This is a genomic window from Bradyrhizobium sp. I1.14.4 (assembly GCF_050435825.1).
Classification (GTDB): Bacteria; Pseudomonadota; Alphaproteobacteria; order Rhizobiales; family Xanthobacteraceae; genus Bradyrhizobium.
In genome coordinates, this window is the sequence record NZ_JBNDLA010000004.1 from 62,650 (window position 1) to 80,270 (window position 17,621).

Annotated in this window: 18 protein-coding genes and 1 tRNA gene; 9 read left to right on the top strand and 10 right to left on the bottom strand. The window is 64.7% G+C overall.

Annotation, left to right across the window (positions count from 1 at the left end; translation table 11 throughout):
• Nucleotides 1-60 precede the first annotated feature (60 nt).
• Genes ABIB78_RS10110 through ABIB78_RS10120 form a run of 3 tightly spaced genes read right to left on the bottom strand, consistent with a single transcriptional unit; the run spans nt 61 to nt 3,148 of the window.
• Nucleotides 61-861: an enoyl-CoA hydratase/isomerase family protein gene (locus ABIB78_RS10110; protein ID WP_429024097.1), complete on the bottom strand. Its 801-nt coding sequence runs from the start codon at nt 859-861 to the stop codon at nt 61-63.
• A 40-nt stretch (nt 862-901) separates the two neighbouring features.
• Complete coding sequence (locus ABIB78_RS10115) at nt 902-2,062, bottom strand: acyl-CoA dehydrogenase family protein (protein ID WP_429024098.1); 1,161 nt, start codon at nt 2,060-2,062, stop codon at nt 902-904.
• Between the two features lie 18 nt (nt 2,063-2,080).
• Entirely contained in the window at nt 2,081-3,148 is a 1,068-nt protein-coding gene (locus tag ABIB78_RS10120; RefSeq protein WP_429024099.1) for an acyl-CoA dehydrogenase family protein, read from the bottom strand.
• Between the two features lie 251 nt (nt 3,149-3,399).
• Here ABIB78_RS10120 and ABIB78_RS10125 point away from each other — a divergent pair, with 251 nt between their 5' ends.
• Nucleotides 3,400-4,182, top strand: coding sequence for an SDR family NAD(P)-dependent oxidoreductase (locus tag ABIB78_RS10125; RefSeq protein ID WP_429024100.1), 783 nt, complete (start codon nt 3,400-3,402; stop codon nt 4,180-4,182).
• Between the two features lie 118 nt (nt 4,183-4,300).
• Here the strand turns inward: ABIB78_RS10125 and ABIB78_RS10130 are convergent, their stop codons facing one another.
• Together ABIB78_RS10130 and ABIB78_RS10135 are read right to left on the bottom strand one after the other, a co-directional pair.
• Nucleotides 4,301-4,579 carry a GlsB/YeaQ/YmgE family stress response membrane protein gene (locus tag ABIB78_RS10130; protein ID WP_429024101.1) on the bottom strand — a complete coding sequence of 93 codons (279 nt, stop codon included), beginning with the start codon at nt 4,577-4,579 and terminating at the stop codon, nt 4,301-4,303.
• 36 nt (nt 4,580-4,615) lie between these two features.
• Nucleotides 4,616-5,125 carry a YidB family protein gene (locus ABIB78_RS10135; RefSeq protein WP_429024493.1) on the bottom strand — a complete coding sequence of 170 codons (510 nt, stop codon included), beginning with the start codon at nt 5,123-5,125 and terminating at the stop codon, nt 4,616-4,618.
• Between ABIB78_RS10135 and ABIB78_RS10140 the strand changes: the two genes are divergently transcribed.
• From ABIB78_RS10140 to ABIB78_RS10155, 4 genes are all read left to right on the top strand, one after another.
• Entirely contained in the window at nt 5,103-5,273 is a 171-nt protein-coding gene (locus ABIB78_RS10140) for a hypothetical protein (RefSeq protein ID WP_429024524.1), read from the top strand. The two genes, ABIB78_RS10135 and ABIB78_RS10140, sit on opposite strands and share 23 nt — an antisense overlap.
• A 95-nt stretch (nt 5,274-5,368) precedes the next feature.
• A complete protein-coding gene (locus tag ABIB78_RS10145; protein ID WP_429024102.1) occupies nt 5,369-6,379 on the top strand; it encodes a 2-dehydropantoate 2-reductase in 1,011 nt (336 codons plus the stop codon).
• Nucleotides 6,380-6,428: 49 nt separating this feature from the next.
• Entirely contained in the window at nt 6,429-6,635 is a 207-nt protein-coding gene (locus tag ABIB78_RS10150) for a hypothetical protein (RefSeq protein WP_429024103.1), read from the top strand.
• Between the two features lie 22 nt (nt 6,636-6,657).
• Complete coding sequence (locus ABIB78_RS10155) at nt 6,658-7,080, top strand: CAP domain-containing protein (RefSeq protein WP_429024104.1); 423 nt, start codon at nt 6,658-6,660, stop codon at nt 7,078-7,080.
• A gap of 7 nt (nt 7,081-7,087) precedes the next feature.
• Here the strand turns inward: ABIB78_RS10155 and ABIB78_RS10160 are convergent, their stop codons facing one another.
• From ABIB78_RS10160 to ABIB78_RS10170, 3 genes are all read right to left on the bottom strand, one after another.
• Nucleotides 7,088-7,675, bottom strand: coding sequence for a hypothetical protein (locus ABIB78_RS10160; RefSeq protein WP_429024105.1), 588 nt, complete (start codon nt 7,673-7,675; stop codon nt 7,088-7,090).
• A 277-nt stretch (nt 7,676-7,952) separates the two neighbouring features.
• Nucleotides 7,953-9,050 (bottom strand): helix-turn-helix transcriptional regulator, encoded by a 1,098-nt coding sequence (locus tag ABIB78_RS10165; RefSeq protein WP_429024106.1) that lies wholly within the window; start codon nt 9,048-9,050, stop codon nt 7,953-7,955.
• Nucleotides 9,051-9,249: 199 nt separating this feature from the next.
• Complete coding sequence (locus tag ABIB78_RS10170) at nt 9,250-9,900, bottom strand: TetR/AcrR family transcriptional regulator (protein WP_429024107.1); 651 nt, start codon at nt 9,898-9,900, stop codon at nt 9,250-9,252.
• An 84-nt stretch (nt 9,901-9,984) separates the two neighbouring features.
• Between ABIB78_RS10170 and ABIB78_RS10175 the strand changes: the two genes are divergently transcribed.
• The 3 genes from ABIB78_RS10175 (at nt 9,985) to ABIB78_RS10185 (ending at nt 12,741) form a co-directional block, all read left to right on the top strand.
• A complete protein-coding gene (locus tag ABIB78_RS10175; RefSeq protein ID WP_429024108.1) occupies nt 9,985-11,490 on the top strand; it encodes a flavin-containing monooxygenase in 1,506 nt (501 codons plus the stop codon).
• 117 nt (nt 11,491-11,607) lie between these two features.
• Nucleotides 11,608-11,684: transfer RNA gene (locus ABIB78_RS10180), tRNA-Arg, on the top strand.
• A 283-nt stretch (nt 11,685-11,967) separates the two neighbouring features.
• Nucleotides 11,968-12,741 carry a tetratricopeptide repeat protein gene (locus tag ABIB78_RS10185; RefSeq protein ID WP_429024109.1) on the top strand — a complete coding sequence of 258 codons (774 nt, stop codon included), beginning with the start codon at nt 11,968-11,970 and terminating at the stop codon, nt 12,739-12,741.
• A 55-nt stretch (nt 12,742-12,796) separates the two neighbouring features.
• On the opposite strand, the gene ABIB78_RS10190 is transcribed toward ABIB78_RS10185, so the two are convergent.
• Complete coding sequence (locus ABIB78_RS10190; protein ID WP_429024495.1) at nt 12,797-13,489, bottom strand: hypothetical protein; 693 nt, start codon at nt 13,487-13,489, stop codon at nt 12,797-12,799.
• A 343-nt stretch (nt 13,490-13,832) separates the two neighbouring features.
• Here ABIB78_RS10190 and ABIB78_RS10195 point away from each other — a divergent pair, with 343 nt between their 5' ends.
• Nucleotides 13,833-15,368 (top strand): aspartate ammonia-lyase, encoded by a 1,536-nt coding sequence (locus ABIB78_RS10195; RefSeq protein ID WP_429024110.1) that lies wholly within the window; start codon nt 13,833-13,835, stop codon nt 15,366-15,368.
• Nucleotides 15,369-15,599: 231 nt separating this feature from the next.
• On the opposite strand, the gene ABIB78_RS10200 is transcribed toward ABIB78_RS10195, so the two are convergent.
• Nucleotides 15,600-17,435 (bottom strand): di-heme-cytochrome C peroxidase, encoded by a 1,836-nt coding sequence (locus ABIB78_RS10200; protein WP_429024111.1) that lies wholly within the window; start codon nt 17,433-17,435, stop codon nt 15,600-15,602.
• Between the last annotated feature and the right edge of the window lie 186 nt (nt 17,436-17,621).

The window sequence follows — 17,621 nt, forward strand, 5'->3', positions numbered from 1 at the left end:
CGGTAGTTATGGGTCCCGGCCTTCGCCGGGACGACCCGTGGAGAGAGCGATGCTCGCGCCTCACCGCCCCTTGAAGTTCGCCACGCGGCGTTCGGCGGTCGCCTTGACACCTTCCTTGAAGTCTTCGGTCGCGCGCAGCTCGGTCTGCTCGGCCAGCTCGTGGTTGGTCGCGGCGAGCACGCGGTCGGCGAGGTTGCTGCGCATGGTGGCGCGGGTCGAGACCAGGCCGAGCGGCGAGCATTCGGCGATCTCCTGCGCGAGCTTCATCGCCTCGGCCCGCACTTGGTCCTGCGGCACCAGCACGTTGGCGAGGCCCCAGCGATAGGCCTCTTCGCCGGTGACGCGGCGGCTGGTGTAGAACATCAGCTCGGCATTGTTCTTGCCGATCAGCTCCGGCAGCGTGGTGGTGAGGCCGAAACCTGGATGGAAGCCGAGCTTGGTGAAGTTGGCCGAGAAGCGCGCCTCGGGGCAGGCGACGCGGAAGTCGGCGGAGACGGCAAGGCCGAGGCCGCCGCCGATCGCGGCACCATGGATCGCCGCGACGATCGGCTTCTTGTTGCGGAAGATGCGCACCGCCTGAACGTAGAGATGATTGATCGGCAGGTTCGATGCCGGATCGCTCTTGGAGCGCTCTTCCTGCTCCTGGCGGGCGGGATCGCCGAAATTGGCACCGGCGCAGAACGCCTTGCCTTGGGCGGCGAGCACCGAGGCGCGGATCTCGATGTTGTTGTCGAACTCCTCCAGCGCATCAGCGATCTGGTTGATCAGCGCAACGTCGAAGAAATTCAGCGGCGGCTTGCGGATTTCGATCAGGCCGACATGGCCGTGGGTTTCGACGCCGATATCCGTGTATTTGGTCATGATCTGTCCTCGTTGAATTTGTGCTAGCGAGCCCGCGCGGCTATCGCAGACCGAGCCCGCGGGCGATGATGCCGCGCAGCACTTCGGTGGTGCCGCCCTGGATCGTCAGCTTGGGCGCGGTCTTGATGGCGAAATCGAGCTGCTTTTCCAGCGTTTCGCGATTGGTCGCGGTCTCCTCGACGAAAGCCGCGAGATCGCGGACGCGATGCGGCAGCTGCTGCTCCCACACCGTGCCGATATCCTTGACGATGGAGGCCTCCACCACCGGCTCCTTGCCGGCCTGCAGCATGCCTGCGACCGACACCGACATGCGGCGCATGGTGTGGACCTGTGCCACCAGGCGCCCGATGCCCTCGGCACTGCGGGTATCCGGGTTCTTGCCGACCGCACGCACCAACTCGGTGAGCACGTAATAGGTTTCGAGGAAGCGCTCGGGACCGGACCGCTCATAGGCAAGCTCCGATGTCGCCTGCTTCCAGGCGCCGTCGACCTCGCCCAGCACATGATCGTCGGGCACGAAGTAGTCGGTGAACACGACCTCGTTGAACTCGAACTGGCCGGTGATCTGGCCGATCGGGTTCACTTGAATGCCGGGCTGCTTCATCTTGACCAGGAACTGGGTTAGGCCGTGACGGCGGTTTTCCTTGGTCGGCGGCGAGGTCCGGAAGATCGCGATCATGTAGTCGGCGATGTGCGCCGACGAGGTCCAGATCTTGGTGCCGTTGATGAGATAGCCGCCGTCGGTCCTGGTCGCGCGCGTCTTCGCCGCGAACAGGTCGGAGCCGGAATTCGGCTCGCTCATGCCGATGGCAAAGCAGACCTCGCCGCGGCAGATGCGCGGCAGGATATCCATCTTGATGTGCTCGGGCGCATACTTCAAAAGCACCGGTCCGCTCTGGCGGTCGGCGACGAAGAAGCGCCGGGTTGGTGCGTTCGCCACCCGCATCTCCTCGGTCACCACGTAACGCTCGAGGAACGAGCGCTCCTGGCCGCCATATTTCTTCGGCCAGGTCATGCCGAGCCAGCCCTTGGCGCCGACGCGGCGGGAGAATTCCGGCGCGTCATTGTCCTCGCGGTCCGGCGCGTGGGGATCGAAGGTGCCGGCGGCGATTTCCTCGGCGAGGAAGGCGCGCACTTCCTTGCGGAGCTGTTCGCATTTTTCCGGCAGGCGGATCGGATCGAAACGAAGGGCTGCAGTCATGATGTCTCTGTCCCGGTCTCAGCGCGAAGCCACCAGCGGCCACAATTCGTCGGCGCCACGATTGGCGACCAGCTTGCCGAGCTCGACCGCCCAGTAGCTCTCCGAGCCGAAATCGTCGCGCCAGGCCAGCGCACGCAATGAATAGCGGTGCAGGATGTGCTCGATGGTAAAGCCGATCGCGCCGTGCACCTGGTGGGCGATGGTGCTGCCTTTCTCCGCCGCTTCCGAGCAGCGGATCTTTGCCGATGCCGCTTCGAGGAACACTGCGTCGTTGTCGAGCGACTTGGCGCTGACGACGGTGTCGGCCGCCGAGGTCGCGGCGGCCAGTGCCGCGGCGGACTCGCCGGCGAGACGGGCGAGGTTGTGCTGCACCGCCTGGAATTTGGAGATCTTCTTCTCGAAGGCGACGCGCTCGTTGGAATAGCGCACCGAAATGTCGAGCATCGATTCCAGTGCGCCGGCGATCTGCAGGCTGCGCACCACGCCGCCCATCAGCATCAGCGTGGTCTGGTCAAAGCCCTTGGGTGCCGCCTTGGTCGTGACCGGCTGCACCTTGTCGAGCGTGACGGTGTCGTTGTGATCGCCGCCAAGTCCGACGCCGGATTCGATCCGGCACTTCGCGGCATCGACCAGCGCGATCGAGGTGCCGCCATTGCCGCTTGCCAGCACGGCGAAATGTTTGGCGTCTTTCGCGAACGGCACACCGCGGGCGCGGCCGGATAGAGAGCCGTCGGCGTTAAGCGTGACGCGCTCCTTCGGGCTTGCCGGTAGCACGGTCATCTCGCCTTCCGGAGATGTGATCTTGCCTTGCGTCAGCAGCCAGCCGGCCAGCATTGTTTCAGCCAGCGGAACAGCGATCGCATGCCGACCGGCGACGTTGAGAACACTGAAACCCTCCGCGAGACTAGCGCCGGAACCGCCGAGATCATCGGGCACCCAGGAGAGCGGCAGGCCGGCTTCGGTCAGCGCCTGCCACAGCGGCGCCTTCCATGCGCCTTGCTTGTCGTGATTGATGGTTTGGGCATCCGCGAGATCGGCGAAAATCTTTTCCGCGGTCTCGGCGACGATGTTCTCACTGTCCGCCACAGCGTTCCTCGTGTTGATTGGCTTGGGTCCGGCCATCAGGCGGACCGTGTTTGCGATGTTGTCTTGCGCTCAATGATGGGGAAAAGCCATAGCCGTGACAAGCGTTGCCCGCAGGGCCACTTGCGGCGGCGGCATGCACTCAATCATGAATAAATTCCGCGACGCGGTTTTCGCAGATTTTCAGATCAGATGTCGCGCGATATGGTATGCCACCGCCGGAATTCAGCTGGCTCACAACAAGGAAAATGCAGATGTCCAGGGATGGTTTGTGCGCGATCGTGACGGGGTCGGCATCGGGACTCGGCGCTGCCACCGCGCAAATCCTCGCCACCGAGGGCGCGCGCCTCATCATCAACTATTCCAACAGCAAGGCGGAAGCCGAAGCGACTGCGGAAGCCTGCCGCAAGCAGGGTGCGGAGGTGCTGGTGGTGCAGGGCGACGTCTCGCGCGATGAGGACTGCAAGAAGATCGCGGCTGCCGCGCAGGGCTGGGGCCGCCTCGACGTGCTCGTCAACAATGCCGGCACCACCAAGCACGTGCCGCATCACGATCTCGACGGCCTGACCGCGGAAGACTTCCAGCGCATCTATGCCGTCAACACCATCGGCCCGTTCCAGATGGTCCGTGCCGCACGCGCGCTGCTCGAAGCCGGCGCGAAGGCATCGGGCCGTCCGTCGGCAGTGGTGAACGTCTCCTCCGTCGCCGGCATTTCCGGCGGCGGTTCGTCGGTCGCCTATGCCGCGAGCAAGGGCGCGCTCAACACCATGACGCAGTCGCTGGCGCGCGCGCTGGCGCCGTTGATCCGCGTCAACACCGTGTGTCCGGGCTATATCGATACGCCCTGGTTCACCAAGGGCCGCGGCGAGGCGGGCGCCAAGCAGGTGCGTGATGCCGTGGTCGCGCGCGTGCCGCTGAAGGTCGCTTCGACCGCCGACGATATCGCCAACCTGGTATGCTTCCTGGCGGGTCCGGCGTCGAGCAACATGACGGGCGAGTTCGTCCGCATGGACGCCGGCATGCATCTCATTCAGTGAGACGCTCGCGGTGAATGGCCGGGCTTGATCCGGCCATCGGCGTACGGGCCATCGCAGAAACGAAAATGCCCGGGCCGAGCCCGGGCATTTTGATTTTGAACGAGTGCCGCGGCTGCCTCTACCTGTTTCCCAGATCCGGGATCACACGTGCCGCGACCAGCCGATTCCAGATGAACAACACCACCAGCGCGCCGATCGTGGAGGTAATGAAGCCGGCACCTTGTTCAGGACCATAGTGGCCGATGGCCTGGCCGATGAAGGTCGCGAGAAACGCGCCGGCGATGCCGAGCACGGTGGTCAGAATGAAGCCGCTTGGATTATTGGGCCCTGGTGAAAGGAGCCGCGCGATGATCCCCGCGACAAAGCCGACGATGATGACCCAGATGATGCCGCCCATGACTGTCGTCCTCCTCAGATGGAATCAACGCTGCCGCTAAAGTCTGCCGCGCAGCTCGTCGCCGCTCGGCACCCGTCCGTCCGGCGTCAGATGATTGATCGCGTCGGGCAGGTACTGGCTCAAGCCCTGCAGCAGCTCGTCGCGCGACAAGCCGCTCTGCGACGCCAGCGAGTTGATCTGGTCGGCGCCGAGCGCGTTGGCGAGATCGCCGGGCGCGATCTGCTTGTTGGGACCATTGCTGACCCAGGAATTGGCCGCGTCGCCATGGCCCTTCTGCTGCAATTGATTGAGCAGATCGCCGAGGCCGCCGCTCAGCACAGTGCCGGCTGCGCCGCCGGCCAGAAGTCCGCCAAGGCCGCCCTTGAGCAGATCGCCGAGCCCGCCACCACCGGCGCCGCCAGGCAGGCTCGCTGTGACGTTGCCCGGGAGCGGCGGCGCCTGTGCCGGCTTCGGCTCAGGGGCGCTCGCGTCAGGCTGGCCGCCAGAGAAGTGCTTGACCGCCTTCCAGGCGAGCAAGGCCAGGATGGCCATCGTCATCGGCGACATTCCGCTGCTGCTCGAACTGTCGGATGGTGTGCTTGGCGCGCTTGGACCGCGAGGGCCGTTCTGCATGCCGTTGAGTACGTCGAGTAAACCCATGATCGTCTCCTGCCGCAACCGTGCCCCGAGCGGGAAACATAGCTTCGGCCCATGACGGATACAAGGCGGGCCACCCGGCCTGCGGGGCGTCGAAATAGGCAGGCAACCCAAGGTCTGCTATCGAGGCTTGATGAATGGACATTTAGCCAGATGAACGAGGGCCGGCCGATCGGTATCGCGGGCGCCGGAAGCATCGGCTGCTTCGTCGGCGGAATGCTGGCTGCGTCCGGCCGCCACGTCGCGCTGCTGGCGCGGCCGCGGCTGATCGGGGAAATCACCGCTCACGGTTTGCGGATCAGCGGCTTCGATAGCTCGGAGCGAACGGTATCCGTGGACCGGCTCATTCTGTCCGACGATCCGTCGACCTTGCGCGACGTTCAGACGGTGCTGGTGACGGTGAAGAGCGCCGATACCAGCGAGATGGCCGAATTGATCGCACGCCACGCACCTGCCGATGCCGTGGTGGTCAGCCTGCAGAATGGCGTCGGCAACGTGCCGCTGCTGCGCGATCATCTGCCCGGCCGCAAGGTGCTCGGCGGCATGGTGCCGTTCAACGTGGTTGCGCTCGGCGACGGCCGCTTCCATCGCTCGACCTCGGGCGACATCGTGATTGCGCAGGATGACGCGGACACCGCGGCGAGGCTCTCGGTGCCGGGCCTTGCGGTCAACAGCACCGGCAATATCGACGGCGTGCAGTGGGGCAAGCTGGTCGTCAATCTCAACAATGCGCTCAATGCGCTGTCCAACATTCCGCTGCGGCAGCAACTCGCGCAGCGCGGCTGGCGACAATTGCTCGCCGACCAGATGGCCGAGGGCCTGGCCGCGGTTCGCGCTGAGGGGATTGCACCGGTCTCGCCGACGCCGCTTCCTTCAAGCTGGATGCCGCATTTGCTGCGGCTTCCGGATGTGCTGTTCGACATGCTGCTTGGCCGCACCATGAAGATCGATCCGGAGGCGCGCTCCTCGATGTGGGAAGATCTGCAGCGCGGCCGCCGTACCGAGATCGACTATCTGCAGGGCGTGATTACCGCGATCGGGGATCGCCGCGGCCTCGAGGTTCCGCTGTCGCGCCGCATCATCGCGCTGATCCGGAAGGCGGAGGCCGACGGTAAAGGCTCGCCAGGGCTGACGCCGGAGCAGATTCGTGCGGCGTTGCCATGAGCGCCGATGATCGTCCGCCAGATCGATCGGACAACCGGGAGACGACATCATGAAACGATTCTGCATCATGCTGCTCACGCTCGTTGCGCTTGGCACCGGCCCGGTCCGCGCGGCCCCGCCGACCGTGGTGCCCTCGCCGGGCTATGATGCGCGCTTGCAGGAGCAGCGCGCCGCCGCTGCGGCATCGAGCCGGTCGGCTTCGCCTGCCCACAAACCTGTCCCGCCCAAACACCACAGGCGCGGTCGCGCGCGCTGATCCATGAGAGAGAATATCTGAGATGAAGCCGCTCGTTCTCGCGCTCACCCTTCTGCTTGGCTCGATTGCGACCGCAAGCGCCGCCGACTATGCCGGTTCGATCAGTGCCTACCGGCGCGCCAACCGCATGCCGGCGGTGAAGCTCGACGCGAAGCTGAATGCGATGGCGCTGAAGCAGGCGCAGGCGATGTCGGCGACCGGATCGGTCAGCCATTCGGCGGGCGGCAGCTTCTTCACGCGCATCGCGCCGCTCAAGAAACGGCGCGCGGCCGAAAATATCGGCGCAGGGTTCATCGCCTTCGCCGAGATGCTGAAGCAGTGGGAGAATTCGCGGGGCCATCGCGAGAACCTGTTGATGCCGGGCGCGAAGCGCGTGGGTGTGGCCTTCGTCGATAATCCGAAGTCGCCGTACCGCAGGTTCTGGGCGATGGTGATTACTGATTGATGTTGCGTTAGTTGCGCTTCGCGAGCGCAGTCGGCGGCGGTGAGGCCGGCGTGAACAGCTTCTTCAAGCCGTCCAATCCCTCGGAAAGCCGCGGCCATTCGCAGGAGAACGTGCCCTTCGCACAGCTCCCCTGCGGCCGCACCTTCGGAGGAAGGGCAGCAACCCGCGGCTTGGCCGGCCGTGCGACCGGGACGGGGACTTTCGCCGGCTCGCCGTGCACCGGCTCACTGTGCAATGACGCCTGCTGGATTTGCGGCGGCCGTTCCTGCGGCTTTTCCTGGCGCTCGAGCTGCTTGGCATTGAACGCTGCGACAATGCTCGAGCGGCGCTGCTGCTCGAGGTAGCCGGTATATTCCTGATCGATCTTCTTCTGCTCGTCCGGTGTCGGATTGGGACCCGCGATGTCGAAGCTGCGGTCCTGCATGAAGTCGTAATAGGTGTAGCCGCCCCCGGGCTTGCGGCGTCCGGCGAACTTGGCGTTGCAATCGGCGAGTTGTGCGGTCCTGTCTTCCTTGGTCTTCGCCTTCTCGGCGAGGTCGGCACAATCCTCAAAGTCCTTCGGCCCGCTGCGCCACCATTGCGCATGCGCACTCATTGGCGCGAGCCCGCAAGCCGCGACGAAAACGGCAACAGCCAACGTCGATGATCGTGACGGCATCACGGACATTGCAATCAAACCCGAACGACACAGAGTGAGCAGATTGTCGCCATTTTAGTGACGCTTGTCACCCCGGAACCCGACGATTTCCCTGACCTGTGGACCGGCGATCCAGCCGCTGCGTCTGATGGAACACAACCACGCGCGGCATTGGAATATTTGAAGAATTCTCATCTGAGACGAGCGAAGATCAGAACAATTCGTCTCGAATCGTTCACTTCACCTTGTGCAGCAATGCGACGAGTTCCGCCTGCCGATGCGTGCCGGTCTTCTGGAAGATCGTCTTGAGCTGATTGCGCGCGGTGGCGAGGGCAATGCCTGCCTCCTGCGCGGCGGCTTCAACCGAATCGCCGCGCGCAAGCCGCGTAGCAAGGCGCGCCTGCGCCGGCGTCAGCTCGAAAGTCGCCGCCAGCAGTGCCTGATCGAACGCGGCGCTGCCTTCGAGATCGCGGATCAACAGGATCGCGCGCGCTCCCAGGAACGGCGAGCGCGCGGCGGGGGGCACCGGTTGCATCTGGATCACGATCGGCCGCTTGTCGATCCTGCGCACCACGACCGGCGACGACGGTAGTGGGTGCAAGTCCGAGCTGTGGGCCAGCTGATCGATCAACCTGGTGAGATCGGCATTGGCCTGCCGGTCGAGCAAGGTGAGGCGGTTGTTGCGGATCGTCAGGTCGTGGCCGAGGCAGGCTTCCGCCTGGCCGTTCATGCCGATGACGGCGCCGAAGCGGCCGACGGCAATCGCCGCGATCTCGATCAGGTCGAGCGCGCTGGTGATGCCCGATAGCGCGGAGCGGCCGACGGCGGCGGACAGCGTCGCGGCTTCGGTGAGCCGCGCCGACACCCTTGACAGCGCCTTGACCTCATCGGCGTCGAACATGCCTTCCTTGGGCGTGCGCTGGATAGTCAATGCCCACAATGCCGGGCCGGAGTGGAAGCCGATCGCGGCGAACCATTTCAATCCGAATTCGCCGAGCGTGGCGTAGAGCGGATCGCGCAACATTTCGGCTTCGGACTGGAACAGATCACCATCGGTGATGACATCGACGCCGGCGTGCATCAGCGGCACGCCGCGTGCCGCGCGGATGTCGGTGAGGTGAAGATTGGACGGGAAATAGGTCTTGGTGAAATAGTCGGAGATCGATTCCGTGCGCGGAATGTCTTCGGTCCGGATATCGCTCTGAAGCATCGCGGCCCCGGTCGCGCCGACCGCAGCGCAGACCTCGTCCATGAAGGACGGCCAGGTCGCCGGATTGAGAACCACGTCGCCGAGGCGCGCGGTCACATCGTCAAGCCTGTGCAGGTCGACCAAAGGCTCAGCTCCGCCCGGATTTTGATTGTTTCACAGGACGAAACAGGCTCGACCTGCTTCCGCCCGGTACCATGCATAAGGAAGCCCCGGCCGCCCGACATGCAAGCGAAATCGACCTCGTGGCCGAGGCCGGGCCCGGAAACCCCGTCGAAACATGATCGAAAATCGGCGGATCCGGCCGGCCCGCCCAATCCGGCCGCTACGGTGAACGCAAATCCTGGCGGCGATCGGCCTCGATCAGTGCGACGCGGCAGAAGCTGGCGGCGATCGCGACGACGTCCTCGACCGGTTGCGGATAGTGCTTCGACACCCAGCGCAACGCGATCGAGATGACGGCGCCGACCATGCCGATCGAAAGCAGCGTGGCTGTCGCGCCCTTGTCGCTGCGTTTCGGATCGGGTGCCGGCGGCACCAGGATGTCGCTGAAGACGCGCAGAGCGTCGAGCTTGACGGCATCGACCGCCGGACTGATGCCGGAGATTTCCAGCAGAAAGACCCGCGCGGGTTTCGGGTGCTCCTTCAAGCGCGTGAAATACAGTGTCAGCGCGGCGCGCAACCTTGCTTCGGCATCGTCGCCGCCGGCTGCGGCGGCAGCCGTCATCTCCTCATGCAGGTGGCCGACGACATGGTTGTAGGCCGCGATCAGCAGCGCCTCGCTGTTGGCAAAGGATTCGTAGAAATAGCGCTCGGTCAGCTCGGCCGCTTCGCAGATCGCCTTTACGGTCGCGCCGCGATAGCCGACCTCGCCATAGACCTCGATCGCCGCGTCGATCAGCTTGAGCCGCCGCTCGGCGCGGCGTTCCTCGGCGTCCATACCGCCATAGAGACGGGCTTTCCGGCTGCTTGCCATGAAAATGTATTGACATGAGGCATTGTCAGATGTCAAGTTATCTGACAATACGGATTGTCAATACTGCCACGGGAGGATCGGGGCATGTCCGCTCATTTCGACGTGTTGATCGTGGGCGCGGGCCTGTCGGGCATCGGCGCCGGCTACCATTTGCAGACCAACTGCCCGGACCGCAGCTACGCCATTCTCGAAGGCCGCGATTGCATCGGCGGCACCTGGGACCTGTTCCGCTATCCCGGCATCCGCTCCGACTCCGACATGTACACGCTCGGCTATTCGTTCCGGCCGTGGACCGAACCGAAGGCGATCGCCGACGGTCCCTCGATCCTGAATTATGTGCGCGAGACCGCCCGCATGTACGGCATCGACAAGAAGATCCGCTTCAACCACCGCGTCGTGCGCGCCGACTGGTCATCGGCCGACTCACAATGGGCGGTCGAAGTCGAGCGCGGGCCGGAGAAGACGATCGAGCGTCTCACCTGCAACTTCCTGTTCATGTGCAGCGGCTACTACAAATATGAGCACGGCTATACGCCGGATTTCCCCGGCATCGCCGATTTCGCCGGCCGCGTCGTGCATCCGCAGAAGTGGACCGACGACATCGACTACGCCGGCAAGAAGGTGGTGGTGATCGGCAGCGGCGCAACCGCGGTGACGCTGGTGCCGGAAATGGCCAAGACCGCCGCCCATGTCACGATGCTGCAACGTTCGCCGACCTATGTCGTGGCGCGGCCCGATGAGGACAAGGTCGCCAACTGGCTTCGCGCGCGGCTGTCCGCCAAGCTCGCCTACGGCATCACGCGCTGGAAGAACGTGCTGTTCGGCATGTATTTCTACCGGCTCTGCAAGCGCGATCCGGAGCGCGTGAAGAAGCTGATCCTCGGCGGCGTGCGCCATGCACTCGGTCCCGACTACGACGTCGCCACCCATTTCACGCCGAGCTACAATCCGTGGGACCAGCGGCTCTGCCTGGTGCCGAACGGTGATCTCTTTCGATCGCTGCGCAGCGGCGGATCGTCTGTGGTGACCGACCAGATCGAGACCTTCACGCCCGGCGGCATCAAGCTCAGGAGCGGCAATGTGCTCGACGCCGACGTCGTGGTGACCGCGACCGGCCTCGATCTGCAGGTGCTCGGCGGGCTCGAGATCAATGTTGACGGTGCCGGCGTCGATCTGTCGAAGACCATGAACTACAAGGGGCTGATGTACTCGGGCGTGCCGAACCTCGCCGCCGCCTTCGGCTACACCAACGCATCCTGGACGCTGAAATGCGACCTGACCTGCGAATATGTCTGCCGCGTGCTCAATCACATGAAGGCGAATGGCTACGCGCAGGTCACGCCGCGGCGGAACGATCCGACCGTCACCGAACTGCCCTGGGTGGATTTCTCCTCAGGCTATATCCAGCGCGCCGCCGCCAGGTTCCCCAAGCAGGGCTCGCGCCGGCCGTGGCGCCTTTACCAGAACTATGCACTCGACATCATGACGCTGCGCTTCGGCTCGCTGAAGGATGAGGCCATCGAGTTTCTGCCGGCGCGTCGGGCCAGCGCGGCCGATGCTGCCTCGAGCCCGGCCCGGCAGGTGGCGTAACACGCGAAGCGCCGAACCTTGCGCACCTTCGCGCGCGACCGGCATGGCGCGGGCTGGCGATCACCCGGCTCCTCTGCTATGGGAAGGCCAAGCCTGCGTCTTCGCTGCGGGCGATGCGGTCCCGTAGCTCAGCCGGATAGAGCGACGGTTTCCTAAACCGTAGGTCGGAAGTTCGAGTCTTCCCGGGATCGCCATTTTCGCCTGACCCGCTCCGCAGATCAGCATCCTGTCTGTTCGGAGCTTCCTTGCGCCAATCGATGGTTGATTCCGAGATTCCGGACCATGGCCGGCGGAGTTGCGGCCGGCGCAGCACTGCAATGTCGCAAGCGTGTGCCGCCCGGATGCGACTTTCGCTGGAGCTCTGTCGGCGGCAGTGATAACGGCTGAGAGGATCATCTCACGACGGGCCGCATGCCGAAACCTCCGCCTCCTTCCGCCAATCGCGGGCCCAGCCCATCCCCGCTTCTGCAACGCGCCGTGGTCGCATTGCAGATGGGACAGGTCGTCGAGGCCGAGCGGCTGGCGGCGGAAGTCTTGAAGGCAAACCGGACCGATGTCGGCGCGGCCTCGATCCTGGCGCGGGCACTGATGATCCAGAACCGCAACGAGGAGGCGATCGCGCCGCTCGAGCGAGCCGTGCGCCGCGTCGAGGATCCCGGCCTCGAGACCCTGCTCGGCGCGGCATTCGGCGGCGCCGGTCGCGGCAGCGACGCGATCGATTTGCTGCGGCGAACCACCGCGCGGCGGCCACCGTACCTGCCTGCATTTCAGGCGCTGGCAGGGCAATTGCACTCGGCCGGCCGCATCGACGAGGCGGTTGCCGTCATTGAGAGCGCGCTCGTTCTCGCGCCCGGGAGCCTTGAGTTTCAGCTCCTGCTCGCGCAGCTCCTGCCCCAACGCAATGAGCGCGGCCGAGCGCGCGAGATTCTGGAGAAGCTGCGCACTGCGGCGCCGGGACATCCGGATGTACTGGCCGCGCTCGCGCGCGTGCTGCTGCTCGATGGCGAATACGCGGCTGCGGCGGATCTCTACCGTCACGTGGTGGCGCAGCGCCCCGACGACCCCCTGATGCGTCTGAGCTTCTCCGCCAGTCTTCTGGAAATGGGCGACCGCGCTGCCGGCGAAGCCAATTTGCGTCTGGCGTTGCGCGGCCGGCCGCAAATGATCGGCCGCACGACGGCCGCGCTGATCATGTCATCGCATGGCCGCTTCTTCTTCCGTCGCAGCGCGTTCGCAGAATTTCTGAGCTAGGCGATCCAGCCCTGGTGGAGCCGGCCGGCGGTCTGTTCTATCACCTGCGCCCGGTCTACGTCCGAAACTGCCGGCGATAGAGCCCAGGTTCGCGGGCCATCCTGTTGGACAGTTCCTGTGCGCGCGATGTTTCATCCGGCGTCATCGCCGCGGTCTGCGCGATCCAGTTTTCGCGCTTCACCGGGAAGCATTGCGCAACCGGCGTGCCCTTGGGCAATACGCCGTTGAACTTGGTGTCGTGCCAGCGTGCCGGGAAATGAACCCAGCTGTCGTGAAACAGATCGCAATCGACGAGGCCGGTCAGCGTGGTGAACGGCAGGTCGAACCGATTGACGGGATGCGTGAAGAACAGCGAGTAGCCCGCCGGCGCCTCGATGGTCCACAGATTGACAAACTTGATGACGAAGCGGTCGGGCTCGAACAGTGGCGAGCCGGCTACTTGGCTTTCGTCGTGGAATCCGACCGGCGAGCGCGGGAATTCGAGCGCGCCCCCGGCCGGAAGGTCGTTGTCCCACGTGATCGCGCCATTCTCGACCTTGATATCGCAGACCAGCGGCAACAGGAAACCCGATGTCATCGCATCGACGAATGGCGGGCAGCGCTTGACGGTATCCTCCTCGCGATTGCTCATTGCATTGAAGGCCTGCGTCGGCATCGCCTTGAGCCATCCGGGAAGACCCAATGACGCAGGCATCGGCGGCGGAATCTTGCCCTCGAGCTCCGGCGGGCAGCGGAATTTGATGGTCATCGCTTCGTTGTTGTTGGACACGGCTTTGGCCCTTGGTTCGTTCAGTGTCGGCAGCGCCCTTGCGCCATTCGATGCTGATCTAGCACGCGATGACGGGGCGGAGAAAGCAGCCGCACCTGTTGCAGGGCGAACCGCGATATGGAGCTATAAGTTGTTGTTATCATGATGGATAAGGCAGCGTCCTCGATTCCCGGTTCGGCGCACGCCAACGCCGCTTTTCCGCGTTTTTCGGTTCGCCGGCGTGCAAGACTCTGCCGACAGGCATTGGCTTTCGATGCATGTCCGGCGCATCATGGCTGCCGTCGCTGACGACAGGATTTGCAGCAGATAACGGAGGGACCCGATGGCCGAATCGAAGGTTGAGACCGCCAACACTGCAGGCGCCGCGCCACCCTCCGGCGACAGCGGTGGCGTGAGCGAGCTCGCGATCGCGACCGTCCGCACCGTGCCGATCGGACAGGCGCAGTCGCGCACCGAGCACGATCTGCTTGGCGAGGACGACGTGCCGGCCGACGCGCTGTGGGGCATCCACACCAAGCGCGCGGTGGTGAACTTTCCGATCACCGGCGTGCCGGTCGGCCACTTCCCGGAATTCGTCCGCGCGCTGGCGCTGGTCAAGCAGGCCGCCGCGCGCGCCAACAAACGGCTCGGCTATCTCGCGCCCGAGAAGGCGGATGCGATCGAGGCGGCCTGCACCCTGATCGCAACCGACAAGGTCTATGCCGAATCCTTTGTCGTCGACGCGATCCAGGGCGGCGCCGGCACCTCGACCAACATGAACGCCAACGAGGTGATCGCCAACGTCGCGCTGCGGCTGATGGGCCGCAAGCCCGGCGACTATCACGCGCTGCATCCGAACGACGACGTCAACATGGCGCAGTCGACCAACGACGCCTATCCGACCGCGCTGCGGCTCGCGGTGATCTTCGCCACCCAGCCGCTGACGCGTGCGCTGGGTGATCTCGCCTACGCCTTCAAGGGCAAGGCGGTGGAGTTCGCCGACGTGTTGAAGATGGGGCGCACCCAGCTTCAGGATGCGGTGCCGATGACGCTCGGCCAGGAGTTCGATGCCTTCCATGTGACTGTAAAGGAGGATGTCGCGCGGCTGAACGAGATTTCCAGCCTGTTCCGCGAGATCAATCTCGGCGCCACCGCGATCGGCACCGGCATCAATGCCGACCCGCGCTATGCCGCGCTCGCGGTCGAGGAATTGTCACGGCTGTCCGGGCAGCCGATGGTGCTCGCTTCGAACCTGATCGAGGCGACGTCCGATCTCGGCGCCTTCGTGCTGTTCTCCGGCGTGCTCAAGCGCGTCGCGGTCAAGCTGTCGAAGATCTGCAACGACCTGCGGCTGTTGTCGTCCGGGCCGCGCACCGGCATCGGCGAAATCCGCCTGCCTGCGGTGCAGGCCGGCTCCTCGATCATGCCCGGCAAGGTCAATCCCGTGATCCCCGAGGTGGTCAACCAGGTGGCTTTCCTGGTGATCGGGCACGACCTCACGGTGACGATGTGCGCCGAAGGCGGCCAGCTGCAGCTCAACGCGTTCGAGCCCACCATAGGCTACTGCGTCCTGAGCTCGCTCCGCATGCTGACGGCGGCGGTCGATACGCTGACCAAGCGCTGCGTCGACGGCATCGAGGCCGACCGCGAGCGCTGCCGCAGCCTGGTGCAGGGCTCGATCGGCCTGATCACGGCGTTGGCGCCGGCGCTCGGCTACGAAGCCTCATCGCGCGTGGCGCGTCGCGCGTTGCAGGAGAACCGCTCGGTCGCCGACATCGTGCTGGAGGAAAAGCTGCTGACCGAGGCCGAGCTCAACCAGCTCCTCGAGCTTGAAGCCATGACCCGCCCGGCGCGCCGGCAGCCCGCGCCGAAGAGTTGAGGAGACGGCCATCCGAGCGGGTAGACCGATAACTCGCCGACTGTGTCGGACGTAGAACATGCGACGCGTCCGCCCCGCGAACTCGGTTCGCCTCTTCCGCTTGCGAGGGAGGCCGCAGCACAACGATAGATGTGATGTGGGGGCTCGCTCCTCACCGGTAATGCCGCCGCGGAGACACCCCCACCCCAACCCTCCCCGCAAGCGGGAGAGGGAGTGCAGCTCGGTCGTGGACTACAGCGTCTTGATGAACTCGATCAAAGCGCGGCGCTCGTCTTCCTTCAGCTCCGGCCCGATCACGCCGGCGCGCTTCTCGTTCGCGAATTCGTGGCCGGAATTGCTGTTGCCGCGCTTGGTGGTGTCGAGCACGAAGGCGTTCTTGATATTGTCCTTCCAGACATAGCCGAGATCCTTGGGATCATACTCCCGGCTGCCGAGATGGAAGGTCGAGGGACGGTCCTTCACCGGCGACAGCAGCGCGTAGATGGTCGGGACCGAGCCGTTGTGCAGGTAGGGCGGGGTCGCCCAGATGCCGTTGAGCGGCCGGACCTTGTAGGCGAGCGGCGCCTGGATCTCGTTTGGCCGGTAGCCGTTGATGCGCCTGCGATCCTCGGTCGGGGTCTTGTTCTGGTCGTACCAGTAGTCGACGGCCTTCTCGACGAGGTCGCCGAGCGCCGGCCCGAAACGGCCGTCCTTGATCTTTAGATTGGCCGGCGTCTCGACCGTGCGGCTCGCGAGACCTTCGGCCTGCGCGCTGTCGGTGCCGATTTGGCTGATCGGAATCATCTCGACGTCGAGCAGCGGCTGGCCGGCGTCGTTCTTGATCCAGCGCTTCTTGTCCTTGAACAGCGCAAAGGCTTCGCTCGCGGGCAGCGCCTTGCTGTCGATCGCCGGGCCGTGGCAGCCTTGGCAGTGCGTCTTGTAGAGCTCGCCGCCCTTCTTCGCGAGATCCATGTTGATCTGCGGCAGGATGTTCTCCGGCCATTTCGGCGATGCCAGGCCGCCAAAGCCCTTGTCCTCGCTCGGCGGCTCGCCGGCGATCATCCGTTCCATCTCGTGCAGCATGTCGATCCGCGCGCTCGATTTGAACAAGCCCTTGGATTCATCGAGCAGGTTAAGCTCGGCGCTGACGCCGAGCGCCTCGCCGGCATTGCGCACCATCGGCTGCATGATCGAGCCGTCATATTGCACCCAGCTGAACCACGGCGCGTTCCATATCCGCGGGAAATGCACCGGCGCCGAATGCGAGGCGTAGTTGTTCGGATTGTTCAGATCGATCGAGAACACCTGGTTGCCGATCCGGTTGAGCGCATCGAGCCGTGCATAGCCTTCCTCGACGCTGTTGGCGGCGACCTTGGTCTCCAGTGCGTTGATATTGGCGTATTGCTTCAGCACGAGATCGAGCTGGCCGCGCAGCGCAATGCGCTCGCCGAGGCTGCCCTCCTTGCCGAGGATCTCGTCGGCAAAGCGCGAGAAGCGGCCCGGCCAGAACCGGGTCAGCAGCAGCGAGACGCCGACGCTCTTCTGGAATTCGAACAGGTTGGTGTTGGCCGGTCCGCCATCGATCACGATCTCGGTGCCGCGATAGCTGAAGCTTCCGGTGTGGCAGGCGGCGCAGGTCAGCCCGACCCCGGTCATGTCGGCCTTGCTGTGCGGGTTGCGCCACGGCGCGCCTTTGGCATCCGCCATCGGGGCGCCCTGCGCGAAGCCGATCGGCAGCGCATCGGGCTTGCCCGGAATCACGGTGTCGCGAATAAAACCGAAGCGGCCGAGATAACTGGTCTCGCTGAGCCGCGGTGCGGCCGTGAACAGCGGCCAGACCGTCGGCTGCTCCAGCGCCATGAACCATTCAAGGGGAATGCCGAAGGTCCTGGTCCCCTGGTCGGCGTGATAGAACCAGCGCAGCCGTTCGGCGCTGACACTCTGATCCAGCCATACGGTCTTTGCCGGCGGCTGGTAGTCGACGGCCTTGACGCGGAAGCCGCTCACCACCGTTTCGATATCGTCCTTGAAGTAGATGACGCCGGCGACAATCAACAGCCCGATGAGAAAGATCGTCTTGCGACGCATGCCCCGTCCCCCGATACGCGGTATCCGCGCGTCATATTGATGAGATGTTAAAAATCGCCGAAACAGGTTCGCGTTAAGCGTGTGTAGTGCTGTGCACCATCCTACAGTAGCGACGCTGGGTCCACCAATGGAAATGTTGATTGACTGTGAGCCAGTTCACTTGCGTGGCGGCATTTGCGCGCATCA